At 69.4% G+C, this 18,090-nt stretch carries 16 protein-coding genes; 8 read left to right on the top strand and 8 right to left on the bottom strand.

Annotated elements, in window-relative coordinates:
• Window positions 1-64 precede the first annotated feature (64 nt).
• The 3 genes from AB4Z48_RS20095 (at window position 65) to AB4Z48_RS20105 (ending at window position 3,835) form a co-directional block, all read left to right on the top strand.
• Window positions 65-1,237, top strand: a complete 1,173-nt coding sequence (locus tag AB4Z48_RS20095) for a glycosyltransferase family 4 protein (RefSeq protein WP_441617119.1) — start codon at window positions 65-67, stop codon at window positions 1,235-1,237.
• On the top strand, window positions 1,231-2,571 hold the full coding sequence (locus tag AB4Z48_RS20100) for a hypothetical protein (RefSeq protein ID WP_441617121.1): 1,341 nt from the start codon (window positions 1,231-1,233) through the stop codon (window positions 2,569-2,571). Before AB4Z48_RS20095 ends, AB4Z48_RS20100 begins: the two co-directional genes overlap by 7 nt.
• Window positions 2,572-2,638: 67 nt before the next feature.
• Window positions 2,639-3,835: a glycosyltransferase gene (locus tag AB4Z48_RS20105; protein ID WP_441617123.1), complete on the top strand. Its 1,197-nt coding sequence runs from the start codon at window positions 2,639-2,641 to the stop codon at window positions 3,833-3,835.
• Window positions 3,836-3,880: 45 nt separating this feature from the next.
• On the opposite strand, the gene AB4Z48_RS20110 is transcribed toward AB4Z48_RS20105, so the two are convergent.
• The 6 genes from AB4Z48_RS20110 to AB4Z48_RS20135 all read right to left on the bottom strand — a co-directional run bounded on the left by AB4Z48_RS20110 (window position 3,881) and on the right by AB4Z48_RS20135 (window position 10,455).
• The gene (locus AB4Z48_RS20110; protein ID WP_441617125.1) at window positions 3,881-5,152 is read right to left on the bottom strand and encodes a glycosyltransferase WbuB; all 1,272 of its coding nucleotides are present in this window, start codon (window positions 5,150-5,152) and stop codon (window positions 3,881-3,883) included.
• Window positions 5,153-5,195: 43 nt separating this feature from the next.
• Window positions 5,196-6,260 carry a glycosyltransferase gene (locus tag AB4Z48_RS20115; protein ID WP_441617127.1) on the bottom strand — a complete coding sequence of 355 codons (1,065 nt, stop codon included), beginning with the start codon at window positions 6,258-6,260 and terminating at the stop codon, window positions 5,196-5,198.
• A 1-nt stretch (window position 6,261) separates the two neighbouring features.
• Window positions 6,262-7,281, bottom strand: a complete 1,020-nt coding sequence (locus tag AB4Z48_RS20120; RefSeq protein ID WP_441617129.1) for a GDP-L-fucose synthase family protein — start codon at window positions 7,279-7,281, stop codon at window positions 6,262-6,264.
• Window positions 7,274-8,482 carry a GDP-mannose 4,6-dehydratase gene (gene gmd / locus AB4Z48_RS20125; RefSeq protein WP_441617131.1) on the bottom strand — a complete coding sequence of 403 codons (1,209 nt, stop codon included), beginning with the start codon at window positions 8,480-8,482 and terminating at the stop codon, window positions 7,274-7,276. The genes AB4Z48_RS20120 and gmd overlap by 8 nt, the downstream gene beginning before the upstream one ends.
• Window positions 8,469-9,893 carry a mannose-1-phosphate guanylyltransferase/mannose-6-phosphate isomerase gene (locus AB4Z48_RS20130; protein ID WP_441617133.1) on the bottom strand — a complete coding sequence of 475 codons (1,425 nt, stop codon included), beginning with the start codon at window positions 9,891-9,893 and terminating at the stop codon, window positions 8,469-8,471. The genes gmd and AB4Z48_RS20130 overlap by 14 nt, the downstream gene beginning before the upstream one ends.
• Window positions 9,894-10,122: 229 nt before the next feature.
• A complete protein-coding gene (locus AB4Z48_RS20135; RefSeq protein WP_441617135.1) occupies window positions 10,123-10,455 on the bottom strand; it encodes a hypothetical protein in 333 nt (110 codons plus the stop codon).
• A gap of 683 nt (window positions 10,456-11,138) precedes the next feature.
• On the opposite strand from AB4Z48_RS20135, the gene AB4Z48_RS20140 reads away from it, so the two are divergent.
• Both AB4Z48_RS20140 and cynS read left to right on the top strand, forming a co-directional pair.
• A complete protein-coding gene (locus AB4Z48_RS20140) occupies window positions 11,139-11,264 on the top strand; it encodes a hypothetical protein (RefSeq protein ID WP_441617137.1) in 126 nt (41 codons plus the stop codon).
• A gap of 30 nt (window positions 11,265-11,294) precedes the next feature.
• Window positions 11,295-11,738, top strand: coding sequence for a cyanase (gene cynS / locus AB4Z48_RS20145; protein WP_441617139.1), 444 nt, complete (start codon window positions 11,295-11,297; stop codon window positions 11,736-11,738).
• A gap of 378 nt (window positions 11,739-12,116) precedes the next feature.
• On the opposite strand, the gene AB4Z48_RS20150 is transcribed toward cynS, so the two are convergent.
• Window positions 12,117-12,560, bottom strand: a complete 444-nt coding sequence (locus AB4Z48_RS20150) for a nucleoside deaminase (protein ID WP_441617141.1) — start codon at window positions 12,558-12,560, stop codon at window positions 12,117-12,119.
• Between the two features lie 132 nt (window positions 12,561-12,692).
• The gene (locus AB4Z48_RS20155) at window positions 12,693-13,295 is read right to left on the bottom strand and encodes a response regulator (protein WP_441617142.1); all 603 of its coding nucleotides are present in this window, start codon (window positions 13,293-13,295) and stop codon (window positions 12,693-12,695) included.
• A 445-nt stretch (window positions 13,296-13,740) separates the two neighbouring features.
• Between AB4Z48_RS20155 and AB4Z48_RS20160 the strand changes: the two genes are divergently transcribed.
• The 3 genes from AB4Z48_RS20160 (at window position 13,741) to AB4Z48_RS20170 (ending at window position 18,082) form a co-directional block, all read left to right on the top strand.
• Window positions 13,741-15,828: an ATP-binding protein gene (locus tag AB4Z48_RS20160; RefSeq protein WP_441617144.1), complete on the top strand. Its 2,088-nt coding sequence runs from the start codon at window positions 13,741-13,743 to the stop codon at window positions 15,826-15,828.
• The gene (locus AB4Z48_RS20165; RefSeq protein WP_441617371.1) at window positions 15,828-17,489 is read left to right on the top strand and encodes an EAL domain-containing protein; all 1,662 of its coding nucleotides are present in this window, start codon (window positions 15,828-15,830) and stop codon (window positions 17,487-17,489) included. Before AB4Z48_RS20160 ends, AB4Z48_RS20165 begins: the two co-directional genes overlap by 1 nt.
• Window positions 17,490-17,905: 416 nt before the next feature.
• Complete coding sequence (locus AB4Z48_RS20170; protein WP_441617146.1) at window positions 17,906-18,082, top strand: CsbD family protein; 177 nt, start codon at window positions 17,906-17,908, stop codon at window positions 18,080-18,082.
• The last annotated feature ends 8 nt before the right edge of the window (window positions 18,083-18,090 follow it).

Here is an 18,090-nt window from a genome sequence, read left to right on the forward strand (position 1 = left end):
GCGCCGGCCCCGCGCCGGCGCACGGCAACGCGCGGCTCGCCGCCGCGCCGCGCGGGAGCGAAGCATGAAGGCCCTGGTCACCCATCCCGGCCTGCAGCACTCGCACCAGATGGCGCAGGCCCTGTACGAGCGCGACATGCTCAAGCAATACTGGTCCGGCGTGCCGGTGCGCGCGCCGGGCGAGGCGGCGCCCTGGTGGCTGCCTGCCAGGTACGGCGCCAAGATGCGGGAGGTGGACATACCGCGCGCATTGCGTCGCCACCCGGTCCTCTTTGCCGGCGTGCTGAAGGTCGGGCTCAAGCTCTACACAGGCCGCTCTTCGTCAGCCTATGCCCACCGGATATTCCACCTGTTCGACCAGTGGGTGGCGTCGCACGTCCGGGCGATCAGGCCCGATGTGGTGGTGGCCTACGAAAACTCCGCCGGCAAGACCTTCGCGGCGGCCAGGCGCATCGGCGCGCGCTGCGTGCTGGAGGCGCCTTCCGTGCACCATCGCGCGGCCGAGCAGATGCTGCCAACCCTGGATACGGCCTATCTGCAGCAGATCAATGCGAACAAGGACCGCGAGATCGAACTGGCCGATGTGATCATCACCTGTTCGGCCTTTGCCGCGCAGTCCTATGTCGATGCGGGCGTGCCGGCGGGCAAGCTGCGCCCGATCCTGCTGGGTGCCAGCCTGCCGGGCGACGTCGTGCGCCGCCGTGCGGATGGCGCCTTGCGCTTCGTGTTTGCCGGCGGCGTGACCAGGCGCAAGGCTGTCGATCTGCTGCTGCAGGCTTTCGCCAGGCTGCGCCGCATCCATGCGGACGCGGAGCTGGTGATGGTCGGCGGCATCGATGATGCGGAACTCGGCGCGGCCATCGCGCAGACACCGGGCGTGACCTGCCTGGGCTCGCTGCCGCAGGGCGCGCTGTTCCAGGTGTTCGCCGACGCGGATTGCTTCGTGCTGCCGTCGCGCTTCGACTCCTTCGGCATGGTGGTCGCGGAGGCGCTGGCGTGCGGCACGCCCGCGCTGGTGACCGATCGGGTCGGGGCCAAGGAGATCATCGAGCAGTTCCCGGGTTCCGGCTGGGTCGTTCCGGTCGGCCAGGAGCCCCTGTACGAGCGCATGCTGGAACTGGCGAACCACCGGGATCTGCTGGCGCAAGCCAGGGTGCATGCCGCCGCGGCGGGCAGCACGTTCACCTGGAAGAGGTACCGCCACACCGCGGCGGAAACGGTGGCCGCGCTATGCTGACACAACGCATCGCCCTCCGCGTTCCGAGGCCGGCAGCCGCGCGCAAGCATGTCTCGGTATTCGGCCGTGTCTTCATCCTGGTGTTCGTGACCGCCGTGCTCGAAGGCGCGGCGCGCAAGTGGGTGTCGGACTCCCTGACCACGCCGCTGATCCTGTTGCGCGACCTGCTGGTGATCTACGGCCTCTATCACGCCATGCGCCATGCGGGATTCACGCCGGCACGCCGCACCGTGCGGTTGCTGCTGTGGTGGTCGGCCCTGGTGTGCTTCTGGGGAATGCTTCAGCTTGTCGCCGGCCTCAACTCATGGCCCATCTTCCTGGTCGGGCTGCGCTTCTGGCTGCTCTATCTGTGGTTCGCCTACGCCGCCGCCGAACTGCTGGAGGACCAGGATCTCGTCGCGATCTACAAGGTGTCGATCGGCATGCTGCTCATCATGACGCCGCTGGCCCTGGTGCAGCATTTCCTGCCGCCCGACCACTTCCTGAACCGGCAGATCGAAGGGGATCCCGACCTGGTCTTCCGCGTCACCGGCGACGTGGTGCGGACCACGGGCACCTTCTCCTTCACCATGGGCTATACCGTGTTCCTGGCGATCATCAGTCCCATCGCGCTGGGCGCGGTGTTCGGCGCGCCCAAGCCCGGCGTGTGGGGCAAGCTGCGCGGGCTGGTGATCGTGGGTTGCCTCTTCCTTGCCTCGCTGGTCAGTGGGTCGCGCGCGGCCGTGCTGCTGCTCCCGATCATCTTCGGGGTGGCGTTGCTGTCAAACCTGGTCTTCGGCAAGGGCAAGCGCCGCGGCGCGGCCATGGCGTGGGGCGTGGTCTCCATTCTCATGAGCATGGTGATCCTGGTATTCGTCAGTTCGGCCGTGGATGCGACCCTCGAGCGCTTCAGCTCTGCCGCCGAGCAGGAGGACCTGGGCTCGCGCCTGGAATCGATGTTCTTCGGCGTCAACGATGTGTCCCTCGAGCAGAGCCTGCTGGGCAGCGGGCTGGGGCTGGGCAGCAATCTCGCCAACTATTTCCTGCAGACTGGCCTGCTGTTCATCATCAGCGAGACCGAGACCGGACGCGTCATCGGCGAGATGGGGCTGGTCGGCTATCTCAGCCTCGCACTGAAGGTGCTCATCCTGTTCAACGGCATGCGCTGCGCCATCCGCGTGGCCAGGCGCACCGGCGACACCTTTCTCATCCTGATGTGGACCATCGCCATCTTCGGGCTGACCGCATGGCCGCTGGTCGGCCAGATGACGGCCAACGCGCTCGGCTTCGTATTCGCCGGCATCACGCTGGCCGTCACGCGGCAGGCGACCGACCACCTCTCGCGCACCGGATGAGGCCGAAAGCAGCGCAGGCAAATCAAGATCAATCAGCGGCGGCCACGTCGCACACCATCGCACCTCCATGAAAATCATCCTGTTGGGTCACCCTTCCTTCTTCGGCAGTCACAGCATGGACCGCTTCGCCGCGATGATCGTGGAAGGCATGCGCGCGCGCGGCCACCAGGCCGAACTGTGGAGGCCGGCGGCCGTGATGTGCCGCCTGCCCGCGCGCGAAGGCCTGTCCAAGTGGCTGGGCTATATCGACCAGTACATCCTGTTCCCGATGGTGGCGCTGTGGCGCCTGCGCCGGGTGGACAAGGATGTGCTCCTGGTGCTGGCCGACCATGCGCTCGGGATCTGGATGCCGTTGCTGCGCAACCGCCCGCACGTGGTGCATTGCCACGATTTCATTGCCCTGCGCACGCTTGCGGGAGAGTTTCCCGAGCATGGCCTGTCGCGCAGCGGGCGCACCTACCAGCAATTGATCCGCTGGGGCCTGACCCAGGCCAAGGCCTTCGTCACGGTCTCCAACAAGACCATGCGCGACCTGCGGCGGCTGCATCCCTGTCCGCCCGAAGCGGCCTGGGTGGTGTACAACGGCATGAACTATCCGTTCCGGCGGGTCGGCACCACGCAGGCCCTGGCGTGCCTGCAACGCGCGGGCGTGGCGGCCGACGCGCAAGGCATGCTGGTGCATATCGGCGGCAACCAGTGGTACAAGAACCGCGAGGGCGTGCTCGCGCTCTACCTTGCCTATTGCCGGAAATGCCGGACATCTCCGCTCGCCTTGTGGATGATCGGCGGCGATCCTACCGCGGAGATGCGCGCCGAAGCCGCGCGCGCCGCAGGGCTTGGTGGCAGCGTGCGCTTCCTCACCGGCTTGCCGACGGAAGCCGTGCAGGCGGCTTACTCGCTGGCCGCGGTGATGCTGTTCCCCAGCCTCGAGGAGGGCTTTGGCTGGCCCATCATCGAAGCCATGGCCTGCGGTGCGCCGGTGCTGACCACCAACCGCGCACCCATGACGGAGATCGGCGGCGGCCTGGTGCAGCTGGTGGAGCCGCTGGCGGAGGGCGACATGGAAGGCTGGGCGCAGCGCGCGGCGCACGTACTGGCCGGCATGCTCGCCTGGCCCGCCCAGCGGCGTGCCGAGATTGCCGCGCGCTCCATTGCCTGGGCGAAGCTCTTCTCGGCGGACAAGGCGCTCGATCAGTACGAGAGCATTTACCAGGGCGTGCTGGCCGCGGTGTCGGTGGAAGGGCGCGAATCGGTCGATGCCTGAACGCGCCCCCCATGCGCGCCCGCCGCGGGCCGCGCGCGTTCCGTGCTATTCCCCGCCCAGGCCGGCGGTTGCGGCAGTCCCCTCGGGCTGCGGCCTGGCCAGGGCGAACAGCGCGTTTTCCAGCGCGCCCAGCACCATCTCGCGATCCAGGTGCCGCTCCGCCCAGCGGCGGCCGGCGGCGCCCAGATGCGCGCGCAAGGCAGGCTGGGCCGCCAGTGAATCGATGGCGCCGGCCAGGGCCGCTGCATCGCCGGGAGGCACCAGCACGCCACACTGCGCGACCACGCGGCCAAGCTCTGTGCCGGGCGCCGCGGTAGCGACCACGGGCCGCGCGCTGGCCAGCATGCCAGTCAGCTTAGACGGCATCACCAGGTCGGCGGCACCGGCGCGCTGCGGCAGCAGGTGGATGTCGGCGGCCGCCAGCAGCGAGGCAAACATCTCGGCGGGCTGCAAGGGCAGGAAGCGCACGCGCGGCAGCCCGGCGCATGCGTCTTGCAGCGCGGCGCGTCCGGCGCCGTCGCCGCAGAAGATGAAATGCAGCCTGTCGTGGTCCTTCAGCAGGCGCGCCGCTTCGGCCATGATCTCGAGTCCCTGCTTGGCGCCCATATTGCCGGAGTAGAGGGCCAGCACGGCATCGGCGGGCACATCGAGCGCGCGGCGCGCCAGCGTGGCGCTGGCGATGCTGCCGGCCCCGATCTCGCGCAGGTTGACCCAGTTGGGCAGCAACGCCGCGCGGCGGGCCCCGGCGCCCTTGTCGCGCGCGAGCGAGACCATGGCCTGGGAGATCGACGAGACCCGGTCGAAGCGCGCCATCAGCCGCTGCTCCACGCGCTGCGCCAGGCGGCGTAGCCATGGCTGGCGCAGCAGCCCCAGCGCGAAGGCGGCATCGACCTCGTAGTCCTGCACATGGAGCCAGCTGCGGCAGCCGCTCCAGCGCGCGAACAGCAGCGCGGCCGGCGCGCACATCAGCGGCGGCTCCACCACGAACAGCACGTCCGGGCGCCAGCGCAATTGCAGCATCAGGGCGGGCAGGCTCGACACGGCGAAGCTGGCCAGGTGCAGCAGCCGCGTGATGCCGCCGGGGCGGCACGGCACCCACAGCGGGGCACGCCAGAGCTCTACCCAGTGGCGGCGCTCGCGGCGGTACTGCCACGCGCGGTAGCCATCCCCCACGCGCCAGGCGGGGTAGTACGGCGGCGCGGTGATGACGCGCACCTCGTGGCCGCGCGCGGCCAGCCACTCCGCCTGCTCGCAGGTGTACTTGCCGATGCCGGTCAGCTCGGGCGCGTAGTTGAGGCAGTACATCAGTATCTTCATGAGCGCACAGCTCCGGTGGCGCCGAGGCGATGGCGGCGGGCGCTCAGCCCGTCGCGGCCATGATCCGCACGCAGCCGGCGGCGATGGCGCGGCCCGCGTCGCCGGCCGAGTGCGCCAGCGCGGCCGCCTGGCAGCGCGCGCCGGTGGCCGCGGCATCGCCGAAGTGCACCGGCACCTGCGCCAGGCGGCTGGCCAGCGAGCCCGCATCGCCGGGCTTGAAGTAGAGGCCGGTGACGCCGTCGCGCAGCAGCTCGCCGGCGTCGTCATTGTTTACGCTCACCACCACCGGGCAGCCGTAGCTCAATGCCTCGCGGACCAGCGGGTGCCAGCGCTGGCATGCGTGGGGCAGCACCAGGCAGCTCGCCTTGCGGTATTCGACGGCAATATCGGGCGGCGCCATGGTGCCCAGGAAGCGCACGGAAGTGCCTAGCCGCAGCGTGTCTGCCGCGGCCCGCAAGCGGCCATAGCCGTGTCCCGTGCCGACCAGCGACAGCGTGGCGGCTGGCCATTGCCGGCGTGTCGCCGCGAAGGCGCGCAGCAGCAGCCCCAGGCCGGCGTCATCGTCGAGGGTGCCCACATGGAGATAGTGCGGCGCGTGCTGCGATGGCGCCTGCTCGGCGCGCGCGCGCAGTTCGGCGGCGGCATCGAAGTCCTCCGGCAGCACCGCCGGCGGGCGACACGCAAAGATATTGCGCGGCGGCACGTCGGCGGCGATGGCGCGCGCGCAGCCGCGGTCGGTACCGACGAACACGCCGTGGCAATGGCGCAGCAGTATCGCATCGGCAAACGCGCCCAGGGGCCCTGGCATGGCGGCGAAGGCCGCGCCGTGGAAGAAGGCGGCGCGGCGCCGCTGCATCGCCATGCTGGCCAGCAGCATGGTCCAGTTTTCCAGCCGGGTCTGGCCGGCCAGGATCACCAGCGCGCCGGGACTGAGCGCGATGGCGCGTACCTGCTGCACGCAGCGCCGCCACAGGCCGGCGCCCGCGGCCCCGGCGGGGAAGACGATCTGCCCCGGCCACAGGCTGCCGGCGGGTGCGGCCGCAGGCGTGGCCACCGCGCCGGTGTGCGGGCGGGCCGGCTTGCCGAGATTGCGAAACAACGGCTTCATGTCAGGCCTCCATGCGTTGTGCCGGGGCGCTGCCATGCGCCAGGCATCCGCTTTTCAGTGCATCCAGGTAAGCCAGCCGCAGGCCGTCGCGCAGTGCCACGGCCGGCTGCCAGCCGGTGGCGCCGAGCGCCGTGCAGTCGAGCCGCTTGCGCGGCGTGCCGTCGGGCTTGCGGCTGTCGAAGACGATGTCGCCGCGAAAGCCCACGGTCTGCGCCACCAGTCCCGCCAGCTCGCGGATGCTCACTTCCTCGCTGCTGCCCACGTTGAGGAAGCCGGCCGGCGCCGTCTGGCGGTATGCGTGCGGCGGCAGGGCCATCACGTGCAGGCAGGCCGCGGCGAGGTCGTCGGCGTAGAGGAACTCGCGCAACGGCGCGCCGCTGCCCCACACCGGCACGCACTGCGCGTGCGCCATGCCGGCCTCGTGGAAGCGCCGCAGCAGGCCCGGTATCACGTGGCTGTTGTCAGGGTGGTAGTTGTCGCCGGGACCGTACAGGTTGGTCGGCATCACGCAGCGGTAGTCGGTGCCGTACTGGCGGTTGTAGCTCTCGCACAGCGCGATGCCGGCGATCTTGGCCAGCGCGTAGGGCGCGTTGGTGGGCTCGAGGGGACCGGTCAGCAGCGCGGCTTCGCCGATGGGCTGCGGTGCGAATTTCGGGTAGATGCAGCTCGAGCCGAGGAACAGCAGCCGTGTCACGCCCGCGCGCCAGGCTTCGTGGATGACGTTGGTCGCGATCATCAGGTTCTGCCGGATGAACTCGGCTGGATAGGTGTGGTTGGCATGAATGCCGCCGACCCGGGCGGCTGCCAGGTAGATTTCGTCGATCGCCTCGGTGGCGAAGAAGTGGCGTACCTGCTGCTGATCGGCCAGGTCGAGCCCGGCATGCGCGCGCGTGATGATCTCGGCTTGTCCGCGCGCCTGCAATGCGCGCACGATGGCCGAGCCGACCATGCCGCGGTGTCCCGCCACGAAGACGCGGCGCGGCGACGCGGGGCTGCGCTGAGCGCCGTCGAGGTCATTCATGATGGTCGTAGGCCCGGAAGCCCGCCAGCTTGACGAAGGCATCGCGGCGCGCGGCGGCGAAGTCGGCCTCCACCATCTCGCGCACCAGCGCGGAAAAGCTGGTGCTCGGCGCCCAGCCGAGCTGCTCGCGCGCCTTGCTGGCGTCGCCGAGCAATGTCTCGACTTCGGTCGGGCGGAAGTAGCGCGGATCCACGCGCACGATCACGTCGCCCACCTTGCAGCGCGCCGCCACCGGGCCCGCGCTGCTGTCGATGCCCGCGACCACGCCGGTCTCGCCGGTGCCTTCGCCCTCGAAGCGCACCGCGATGCCAAGCTCGGCCGCCGCGCGCTGCACGAACTCGCGCACGCTGTGCTGCTCGCCGCTGGCGATCACATAGTCCTCGGGCCTGGCCTGCTGCAGCATCAGCCACTGCATTTCCACATAGTCGCGCGCATGGCCCCAGTCGCGCAGCGCGGACAGGTTGCCGAGATAGAGCGTGTCCTGCAGGCCCAGCGCGATGCGCGCGATGGCGCGCGTGATCTTGCGCGTGACGAAGGTCTCGCCGCGCACCGGGCTTTCATGGTTGAACAGGATGCCGTTGCAGGCATACATGCCGTAGGCCTCGCGGTAGTTCACCGTGATCCAGTAGGCGTAAAGCTTGGCGGCTGCGTAGGGGCTGCGCGGATAGAACGGCGTGGCTTCATTCTGCGGGATCGCCCGCACCAGGCCGTACAGCTCGGAGGTCGAAGCCTGGTAGAAGCGCGCCTGCTTTTCCAGCCCGAGGATGCGCACCGCCTCGAGCAGGCGCAGCGTACCCAGCGCATCGGTGTTCGCCGTGTATTCGGGCTCTTCGAACGACACCTGCACGTGGCTCTGCGCGGCGAGGTTGTAGATCTCGTCGGGCTGCGACTGCTGCACCACGCGCACCAGGCTGGCGGTGTCGGTCATGTCGCCGTGGTGCAGGATCAGGCTGCGCCTGGGCGCCTGCGGATCCTGGTAGAGATGGTCGATGCGCTCGGTGTTGAACAGCGAGCTGCGGCGCTTGATGCCGTGCACTTCGTAGCCCTTGGCCAGCAGCAGCTCGCACAGGTAGGCGCCGTCCTGGCCGGTGATGCCGGTGATCAGCGCGCGCCGCGTGCGCTGCGGCGCTACGCTGCCGGCATCGGGCCGCAACTCGCCCGCGGTGAGCCGGCCGAGGGGTTCGAGTTCATGTACGCCCATAGATGTCTGCCATCCGGATGATGTCGTCTTCGCCGAGGTAGGAACCGGACTGGATCTCGATCAGCTCGAGCGGGATCCTGCCGGGGTTTTCGAGGCTGTGCGTCTCGCCGATCGGGATGTAGGTGGACTGGTCTTCGGTCAGCAGGTACTCCACGTCGCCGCGCCGCACCCGCGCCGTGCCCGATACCACCACCCAGTGTTCGGCGCGGTGGTGGTGCATCTGCAGCGACAGCTTGGCACCCGGTTTGACCGAGATGCGCTTGACCTGGTAGCGCGCGCCGTGGTCCACCGCGTCATACGATCCCCATGGCCGGTACACCTGGCGGTGCTGGGTCGCTTCGGGGCGGCCCTGCTTGCGCACCATTTCCACCAGTTGCCTGACGTCCTGGCAATGGTCCTTGTGCACCACCAGCACTACGTCCGGCGTCTCCACCACCATCACGTCGTCCAGCCCGGCCACCGTCACCAGGCGGTGCGAGGCGTGTACCAGGCAGCCCCGCGCGTGGTGGGTGACCACGTCGCCGATCGCCACGTTGCCATCGGCCGTCTTCTCGGCGGCCTTCCATACCGCGTCCCAGGAGCCGACATCGCTCCAGTCGGCCGACAGCGGCGCCATCTGCGCGTCGCGCACGTGCTCCATCACGGCATAGTCGATGGAGTCCGAGCGGCAGGCGGCGAACGAATCGGTGTCGAGGCGGAAGAAGTCCAGGTCGCGGTGACCGCGCACCATGGCCTCTTGCGCGGCCAGCAGGATGTCCGGCGCGAACGCTTCCAGTGCGGCGAGATAGGCCGAGGCGCGGAACAGGAAGATGCCGCTGTTCCAGAAACAGTTGCCTTCCTGCAGGTAGGCCGTGGCGACTTCCAGCGAAGGCTTCTCGACGAAGCGCGTGACCGAGAGCAGCGCCGCGGCATTGCTGGGGATGGCCTTGATGTAGCCATAGCCGGTGGCGGGGAAGGTGGGCACCACGCCCAGCGTGACCACCACGCCGGCGGCGGCCACCGAGCTGGCCGCGCATACGGTCCTGGCGAAGGCGGCGCGGTCGCGGATCAGATGGTCCGAGGGCAGTACCAGCAGTACCGGATCGGTGCCGTCGCCGCGGGCATGCAGTGCGGCCACGGCCGTGGCCGGCGCGGTGTTGCGCGGGTGCGGCTCGAGCATGATGGCGGACAGCTCGCAGCCGGCTTCGCGCGCCTGCTCTGCCACCACGAAGCGGTGCGCTTCGTTGCTGACCAGGATGGGCGCCTGGGCACCGGGGATCTCGCGCAGGCGCAGCAGGGTGTCCTGCAGCAGCGAGTCGCGCCCCAGCAGACGCAGGAATTGCTTGGGATAGCCGTCGCGGGAAAGCGGCCACAGTCGTGAGCCCGCGCCGCCGCAGAGGATGACGGGTACGATCCGGTTGTCGTCAGGCATGGTACAGCTCCTTCACGCAGCACGAGGCCTGGCGCGCGGGGCGGGCCGCGTGACGCGTAGTGAGGAAACTGTATGCCGCACCCGTGGGAGGGACTGTTTGCTAGCACACACACGCTGGCGGCCTGGCGGCGCCGGTGCAGCGGAGGGGGCGGAGGGGGCGGGGAGAAATGCATCGTCCCCGCCGCGGCGGGGACGTGTGGTGCTACGCGCGCGTCGGCGCGACTGCCTGTCAGCGGGCCCAGTAGCCGGGCCGCATCACCCAGCCGCGCGGACCCTGTACCCAGCGCTCGGGCACATAACGCTGGCCCGGGCGGGCATGCCCCCAGTAGCCGCCCCGCCAGTCGTAGCGGTCGCCGCTGGCGACCCAGTGGCCGGGCATCCAGGCCTGGCCTGGCCGGGCTGCCGGGCGCGGCTCGTAGCGCGGCGGCGGCGGCGCGGAGCGTACCTGGGGCGGCGCGCCGTGGTAGCCCGGGGGATAGGCCTGGGCCTGGGCCGGCGAGATGATGCCAAGGGCGGCGCCGGCAGCGAGAGTGGAGAGGGCGAGCAGCAGTTGGCGTTTCATGGTTCAGCTCCGGTGATGCGGTTCAGACGGTGGCGTAGTGCCGGTACAGCGTTGCCTGGAGGCGGCCTTGCGGGGCGCCTAATGCCGCTTAATAGCGGTCGTGGTAGCGGTAGGGCGGCGGGCCGCCGCGCGGCGGCACCACGATGCAGGCGGACAGCAGCGCCGCCGCGGTGGAGAGCAGGACAACCAGGGAAATGGCGCGTTTCATGTTTGGGGACTCCGTGACTGGCTTCGCGTTGAACATGGCTCCACTGTAGCCAGCGGCCTGGCGCCGGTGTGCTTGCAGTTGTAAGCCGAGTTCACATTTGCGCGGCCCCGGGCGCTGCGCGCGACACGCTCCGGCGCGCGTCCTGACGGAGGTTGCCAGGCCTTGCCGGCATTGGGCGCGCGGGCATTGCAGTGCACCTCGTCCGCCAGCTGCAAGGCGGGCAAAAACAGGCGCACCGGCGTAATGTGGCGTTACATCGGAAATAATTCGCGCAAAGTTTTGCGCGTGCGGCGGCGCCTGCGCGCTGCCTTTCGCCATCCGTGCCGGCCGTGCTGCACCGCTTGAGGGCGCAACGGCGGGCGGCGGGTGCGCGCCTGCCGTCGTCGTTCCCTGCGGCAGTGCGCCGGCGCCTTGCGCGCCGTGCCGCCGAATGGCATGAACCTTGCGCTTCGCGATTCGTCACGGGAGAACGCCAATGCCTATCCTCCTTGTCGTACTGGTGCTGCAGGCCCTGGTGCCGGGTGCCACCTCGTTCGCCGCGCTTGCGCGCTACGACAGCGCCCGCATTGCCGCCAGCGCCGGGCCGGGCGGGCTGCCCTGACGCCATCCAACACAACACGAGGGGCACGACATGAACCGTAGCGACGTAACCGACCTGATCATCGAAGCCAAGGTCACCAAGGGCATTCGCTGGGCCGACGTGGCCGAGAAGGTCGGCAAGAGCAAAGAGTGGACGACCGCCGCCTGCCTGGGCCAGATGGCCTTCGACGCGCAGGGCGCGCAGGCGGTGATGGAGATCTTCGGCCTGCCGCCCGGGGCCGAGCCCTGGCTGCGCACCGTGCCGTACAAGGGCTCCTTGCCGACGGCCGTGCCGACCGACCCGCTGGTCTACCGTTTCTACGAGCTGATCAGCGTATACGGCAGCACCTTCAAGGCGCTGATCCACGAGGAATTCGGCGACGGCATCATGAGCGCCATCGATTTCCGCATGGACCTCCAGCGCGAGTCCGACCCGAACGGCGACCGCGTGCGCATCGAGATGTCCGGCAAGTTCCTGCCCTACAAGACCTACTGAGCGCGTGGCCAGCGACCGCGCCTTTCGCGCAGAAACGGGTACGCCGCAGAAACGGGTACGCTCCTGGCCCGGCCGGGAGATGGAGCGGAGGCCGGGGCAGGGCCAGGGCCAGGTTCCAGGGGCCATCGACGGTGGCGAGCCGGTGTTCCTTGCCGGTCGGGCCTGCCCGCAGGCTTGGCGGCGCTGTCTGCGCGGTGATATCGCCCCGGACTTCGCTCGCGCGAGGCGGCAGATCACGCCTGCGGGGCTAAATGCATGCCCCAGGAATGCCACGCAGAAACGGGTACGCAATGGCCCCGGACACGCACGCAGAAACGGGTACGCCCCTGGTTTCGGGAGCGCTGCGCGCCGCGCTCGGAGCCCGCTTCAGGCCCCGCTTCAGGCCCCGTACAGCTCGGCCGCCGTGATGCCCACGTGCAGCCGCGTCAGCGGCAGCGGGGGCGGTGCCAGCGACAGCCGCAGCGCTGCGTAGCTGGCCTCGCTCGACAGCCCGTACGGCGCGGCATCGGCATTGTCGAAGGCGTAATAGACCTCGGCAACGCCCGTCATCGTCAACGCGGCCAGGCACATCGGGCACGGATGGCCGCTGGCGTAGACCACCGCCCCCTGCAGGCCTGGCCGGCCCAGCTTGCGGCAGGCCGCGCGGATGGCTTCCATTTCCGCATGGGTGGTGGGGTCGTGGCTGTGCACGATGTCGTTGACGCCGGTGGCGATCACCACGCCGTCCAGCGCCAGCAGCGCGCCGAACGGCCTGCCGCCGCGCGCCCGGTTGGCCTGCGCCAGGCGCACTGCTTCGGCCAGATATCGTTCATGGGCGGACATGGGCTAGCTCCTGGAGGCCGGGCGGACGATGCCGGCCGCCGGCCATGGCACGCGCAAATGTGAAATACATTTCAGATGACATATGAAAAAAACGATATACAATACCCGCGCTGAATTGTGCCGGCGCCTGCCCTACGCCGGCGCGCCAGGGCTGACCTGCAGGGTCACCACCAGCGACTGCAGCACCGACATCGGGATCGGCTTGGAGAACACCCGGATATGCGGCGGGATGCCACCGCGGTCGGCGATCGCGTGCTTGTCCAGCGAGGTGACCACGGCAATGCGGGTGGTGGCGAATTCCTGCTGCGCATCGATGGTGCGGCACAGGCGGAAGCCGTCGATGCCGGGCATGATCAGGTCCAGCACGACCAGGTCGGGTTTGCTGCTGCCGATCAGCAGCAGGCCGTCGTAGCCATTGGTGGCTTCGAGGATCTCGACCCGGGGATCGAGCGCATCGAGCGCCATGCGATAGATCTGCAGCAGGTGTTCGTCATCTTCCACCAGCAGCACGCGAAATGGCCTTGCGGGCGGCGCGGCCGCCGGGCTCGCGGGCGCGGACTGGTGGCGTTGTTCCGCCACCATGCGGTCCACCGCGTCGGCCGGGATGCGGCGATGTCCGCCGTCGGTCTTCCAGGCGGGCAGCCGGCCGTTCTCGACCCACAACTGGACCGTGCGCAGCGAAACGCCAAGCATCTCGGCAGCGGTCCTGGTGGAATAAAAACGCAGATCGGTCATAGAGCCTCTTCACCACTCGCAGGACACCCGGGGGCGAATCTGCGGCGTTGCATGTCGTATTTTTTTCATTATTCTTCGAAAAGCTGCGAAAGCGCAACTTAATGCCAGAAAAACGCGCAACGATGATAAGGCATCACTAATATCCCGGCCGATATGCTGCACGGCGCATCGGCATGGCGGCGGCGCATGACCTGTCGCGCAATGCCGGGGCACGTTTGCCGTCGCATCCGGATGGATCATACTGTGAAGCTTTGCCGCAAGGAGACTGCCCGCAGGACCAAGGGCGGCAGCACCGGGGAGCGCGCGGGCCGCAAGCACGCGCGGATCGGTGCGCAGGGTCATGGGATTGGCGCGGGCCGGTACCGGTTATCCGGCGCACGCGCGTATCGAAGGCTGGGATTCACGGCTGTGACGAACAATATTCTCGTTTCTTGGTAGCTTTCCCATGAGCCTGGAAATCTACCGACAGGCACTGGCAGGCGCGCATCGTTCCGCGAGACATCCGTTCTGGTCAGGCGTTGTCATCGTCGTCGGGATCTGGTGCGCACTGGCGGGCTGGGCGCTATGGGACCGCGCCACCGAGCTGCGCCATGTCCATGCCGGACTGGCACGCGTTGCCGCCTTGCTTGGCGAACACGCCGAAGGCACGCTGTCCGAAGCGGACCAGCTCGCATCGCTGGTTGGCGGTGCCGTGGCCGAACGCGGGCCCGCATTGCCGCTGGCGCAGTGGATGCGCAGCGGCTACCTGGTGGTCGAGCCATTTCTCGAGGTATCCGTGCTGGACCGCGCCGGCACCCTGCGCGCCTCCACCAGCGCCGGCTTCGCTTCGCCGGAGCTCGGCGACCGCCAATACGTCAGCCTGCACGAAAAGCGCGCGCGGCCCATGCTCTACGTGGGCATACCGGTGGCCGGGCACATGAGCGGGCGCTGGTCGATGCAACTGTCGAAAGGCATCGTGGACCCGGCCAGCGGGCGCTTCCTTGGCGCAGTGGTGGTCTCGCTCGACCCGGGCCGCCTGTCGGATTTCTACGCGCGCGCGGGGCTGGGCGCATCCGGCACCGTCCTGCTGGCCGGCACCGACGACTACGTGGTGCGTGCGCGCTGGAGCGAGCAGGGCCGCCAGCCGGGCCAGGTGCTGCTGCCCGGCTCCGCGCTGCGCGGGGCGCTGGCCGGCGGGCACGGCGGCATCGTCACCTGCCACTGTGCCGACGGCATGCGCGAGGCCGTGGCCGGGAATGGCGCGCGCGATGCCGGCACGTGCATCTACGCCATCCAGCGCCTGCCGGGGCGCAACCTGGCGCTGCTGGCAGGCGTCGGCAGCAGCGCGGCCCTGGCCAGCTACCACGAGCGCCTGCGCGCGGCCATCGCCATCGCCGCGCTGGTGACGGTGCTGGTGCTGTTCTTCCAGGTACGCCAGTTCGCTGCCTTGCGCGAACTGGCCGCGCTGGCCGACCGCGAGCGCGTGGTGCGCGACATCCTCGCCGAGAAGAAGCAGCATCTGCGCGGCCTGTTTCTCGCCATGCCGGACGGCGTGGCCGTGTTCGGTCCCGACCGCGTGATCGACGAAACCAACACCGCGCTGTGCGAACTGCTCGGCGTAGCGCTGCCGCGCCTGCGCGGCGCCACGCAGCGCGAGTTCGTCCACTGGCTCTACCGCGGCCGGCAACCTGCGCGCCAGGCCTGCGGGCCCGGGCAGTTGCTGGCCGAGCTGGACCGGGCCGAGGCCGGTGCGGAGTTCGCCGGCATCGTCGAGTTCGACATGGCGGTGTCGCCGGCCTATGAAGTGCGCATCGTGCATGCGGCCAGCGGCGGCGGGCTGGTGCTGGTGCTGCGCGACGTCACCTCGCGGCTGCGCCACGACCGCATGAAGTCGCATTTCGTCTCGGCCGCCGCGCACGAGCTCAAGTCGCCCGTGGCAGGCATCGCCGGCTATGCCGAGCTGCTCGGCGCGAACGCGGTGCCGCCCGAGCGGCGCGCCGGCATCTACCACGCCATCCACGCGCGCGCGCGCCAGCTCAACGACCTGCTCTCCGACATGCTCGACCTGGCCCGCATCGAGGCGCGCAGCAGCGGCGCGCACGAGCGCCAGCGCGTCGACATGGCCGCGCTCGTGCGCGACACCGTGGCCGGCGACTTCGCCGCGGAGGGCAGGCTGCGCGTGCGCGCGGAGCACGCGCCCTTGTACGTGCTGGCCGACCGTGCGCAATTGACGCAGGCCGTGCGCAATCTGGTGGAGAACGCGCTCAAGTATTCTGACGGCAGGGACGAGGTCACCATCAGCGTGTGGGCGCCGCAGGAGCACGACAAGGTATCGGTGCGCGTAGAGGATCAGGGTATCGGCATGACGAAGGAAGAAGCAGGCATGGCGTTCGAGAATTTTTACCGCGCCAACCGCCGCGGCGCCACCAAGGGCAATGGCCTCGGGCTGGCGATCGTGCGCGAGATCGTGGCGGTGCACCAGGGGCAGATCACGCTGAGCAGCGAGATCGGCAAGGGCACCGTGGTGACATTCAGCCTGCCGGCGGCCGCGTGATGCGCTGCCTGGGGGCGCGGCCGGCCCGTGGCGAGGCGCTGCCGCTGCTGGCGGCGTTGCTCGCTGCCAGCCTGGCGCTGGGCCTGATCCTGCTGCTCGCCGTGCACGACGCGCGCGCACGCGTGGAGAGAATCTCCTCGGCGCTGCGCGACAACATGGAGCTGGCGCTGGCGGACACGCTCGGCATCGCCTACCGGGACCGTACACTGGTGGGCGCACCGTGCCGGGCGGTGGCACGCCAGCTGCACGAGCAGGGCGCCTACACCGCCTATGTGCGCGACGTGGTGCTGGTGGCGCACGGCATGCGCTACTGCTCGGCGGTGCGCGGGGAGATTGCGCTGCCGCTGGACGATCTGCTGGCCTGGCGCCCCGGCCTGCAGTACCGGCTGGCCACGGCCGGGCCCGGCAAGGCCACGGCACTGGCGGTATTCCTCGGCACCACGCCCGGCAACGGCGTGCTGGTGTGGGTGGACGGGCGCTACCTGGCCGACATGGTGCAGTCGGCCGGCAGGCTGGGATTTCCCGACATTGGCATCGAGGTTGCCGGCACGCGCTTCATGCTCGGCGCCGTGGCCGTGGCCGTGGCCGGCGGCGAAGCGGCCGGCGCGCCCACCCTGGTCCCGCGCGACACGCTGTGGCACGGCACGCGCGGGATCGTCGACGTGCGCCAGCTGGCGGGGCATCCGATTGCCGTGATCGCCAGCGCGCCGCGCGCCGTGATCTTGCATGAGTGCCTCAAATACCTGGTGTTGCCGCCGCTTGCCGCCGCGCTGGCCGCGCTGGTCGCGTGTGCGCTGCGGTCGCGCCGCGCCGCGCGTCGCTCGTTCGCGGCTGAGCTGCAGCGCGGCCTGCGCCATGGCGAGTTCATACCCTACTACCAGCCGGTGGTCGATCTCGAAAGCGGCTTGTGCACGGGAGTGGAAGTGCTGGCGCGCTGGCAGCATCCGCGCCGCGGCCTGCTCGAGCCCGAGCACTTCATCCCGGCCATCGAGCAGCAGCGCCTTGCGGTGGCGCTCACGCAGGGCCTGATCCCGCAGGTGCGGTGCGACTTCGAATCGCTGGCATTGCCGCCGGCCTTCCATATCGCCTTCAACATCACCGCCGAGCATTTCGACGCCGCCGGCTTCTGGGCAGAAGACTCCCCGCTGCTTGCGCTGTTGCAGGCCAACGTGACGCCTGTGCTGGAGATCACCGAGCGCGATGCGGTCGCGCTGGTCGAACACCAGCGCAGCGCCATCCAGCGCGCCAAGGCACGCGGCATCAAGCTCGCCGTGGATGACTTCGGCACCGGCTACTGCGGCCTGGCGTACTTCAAGCAGTTCGAGGTGGATTTCCTCAAGCTCGACCGCCTCTTCGTGCAGGCCGAGCCCGGCGACAGGGTCAGCGGGCAGATCGTCGATGCCACGCTCAGCTTTGCTCACGCGCTGGATATTGCCGTGGTGGCCGAAGGCATCGAGTGCGAACAGCAGCGCGCGCTGCTGGCGGACAAGGGCGTGCGCCTGGGGCAGGGATATCATTTCGCGCGCCCGATGACCCTGGCCGGGTTGCGCGAGTGGCTGCCTTCGCGGCTCGAACCGGCGCCGACGCCGGCGCCGTCGTCATGGCCGATCCACGGGCCGCACGAGCCGGCACGCGACAACCATGTCGACGTGCAAATATGAAATCATCTTCCTATTTTAAAATGATAAAAATGATATAGAATGCCGGGCATAGCCTTGCTTCCCCGTCGGGCTATGCGCCTCCCTGCCGGACATCCCCTTGCCGGCCAGCGCCTCGTGCCCGACGCGAGGCGCTCTTTTCGCTTTCCCGCGCCGCCATTGCCGGCGTCTTCACCTCTCCGGCTTTCATTGCTCCCGTCCTTGCCGCCACCGGCCGCGCCGCCGGAGCGGCCCGCAAGTAGGCGTGCGTCCTACATGCCTTCCAGCCGACGCCGGACAGGCGCGGGCACGGCGCCCGCCTAAGCTGGTTCCAGCGCCTTCCCGCTCATGCCGATGGGCGCGGCGCCGGCCCGGCGGGTGACCACGGGCCTGCGGCAAGAAGGCGGTTCATCCTGTACCGTCGCTAACCGGAGCACATCATGAACAAGGACCAGGTGAAGGGCCGTATCGAGGAAGCCAAGGGCAAGGTGAAGGAAGTGGCCGGCAAGGTCACTGGCAGCGCCAGCACCGAGATCAAGGGCAAGGCGCAGCAGATCGCCGGCAAGACGCAGGCCGCGTATGGCGATGCCCGCCAGGACGCCAAGCGGACCCGCTGACACGCCGG

The organism is Cupriavidus sp. 2TAF22, from assembly GCF_052115045.1.
In the GTDB taxonomy this organism is placed as follows: Bacteria; Pseudomonadota; Gammaproteobacteria; order Burkholderiales; family Burkholderiaceae; genus Cupriavidus.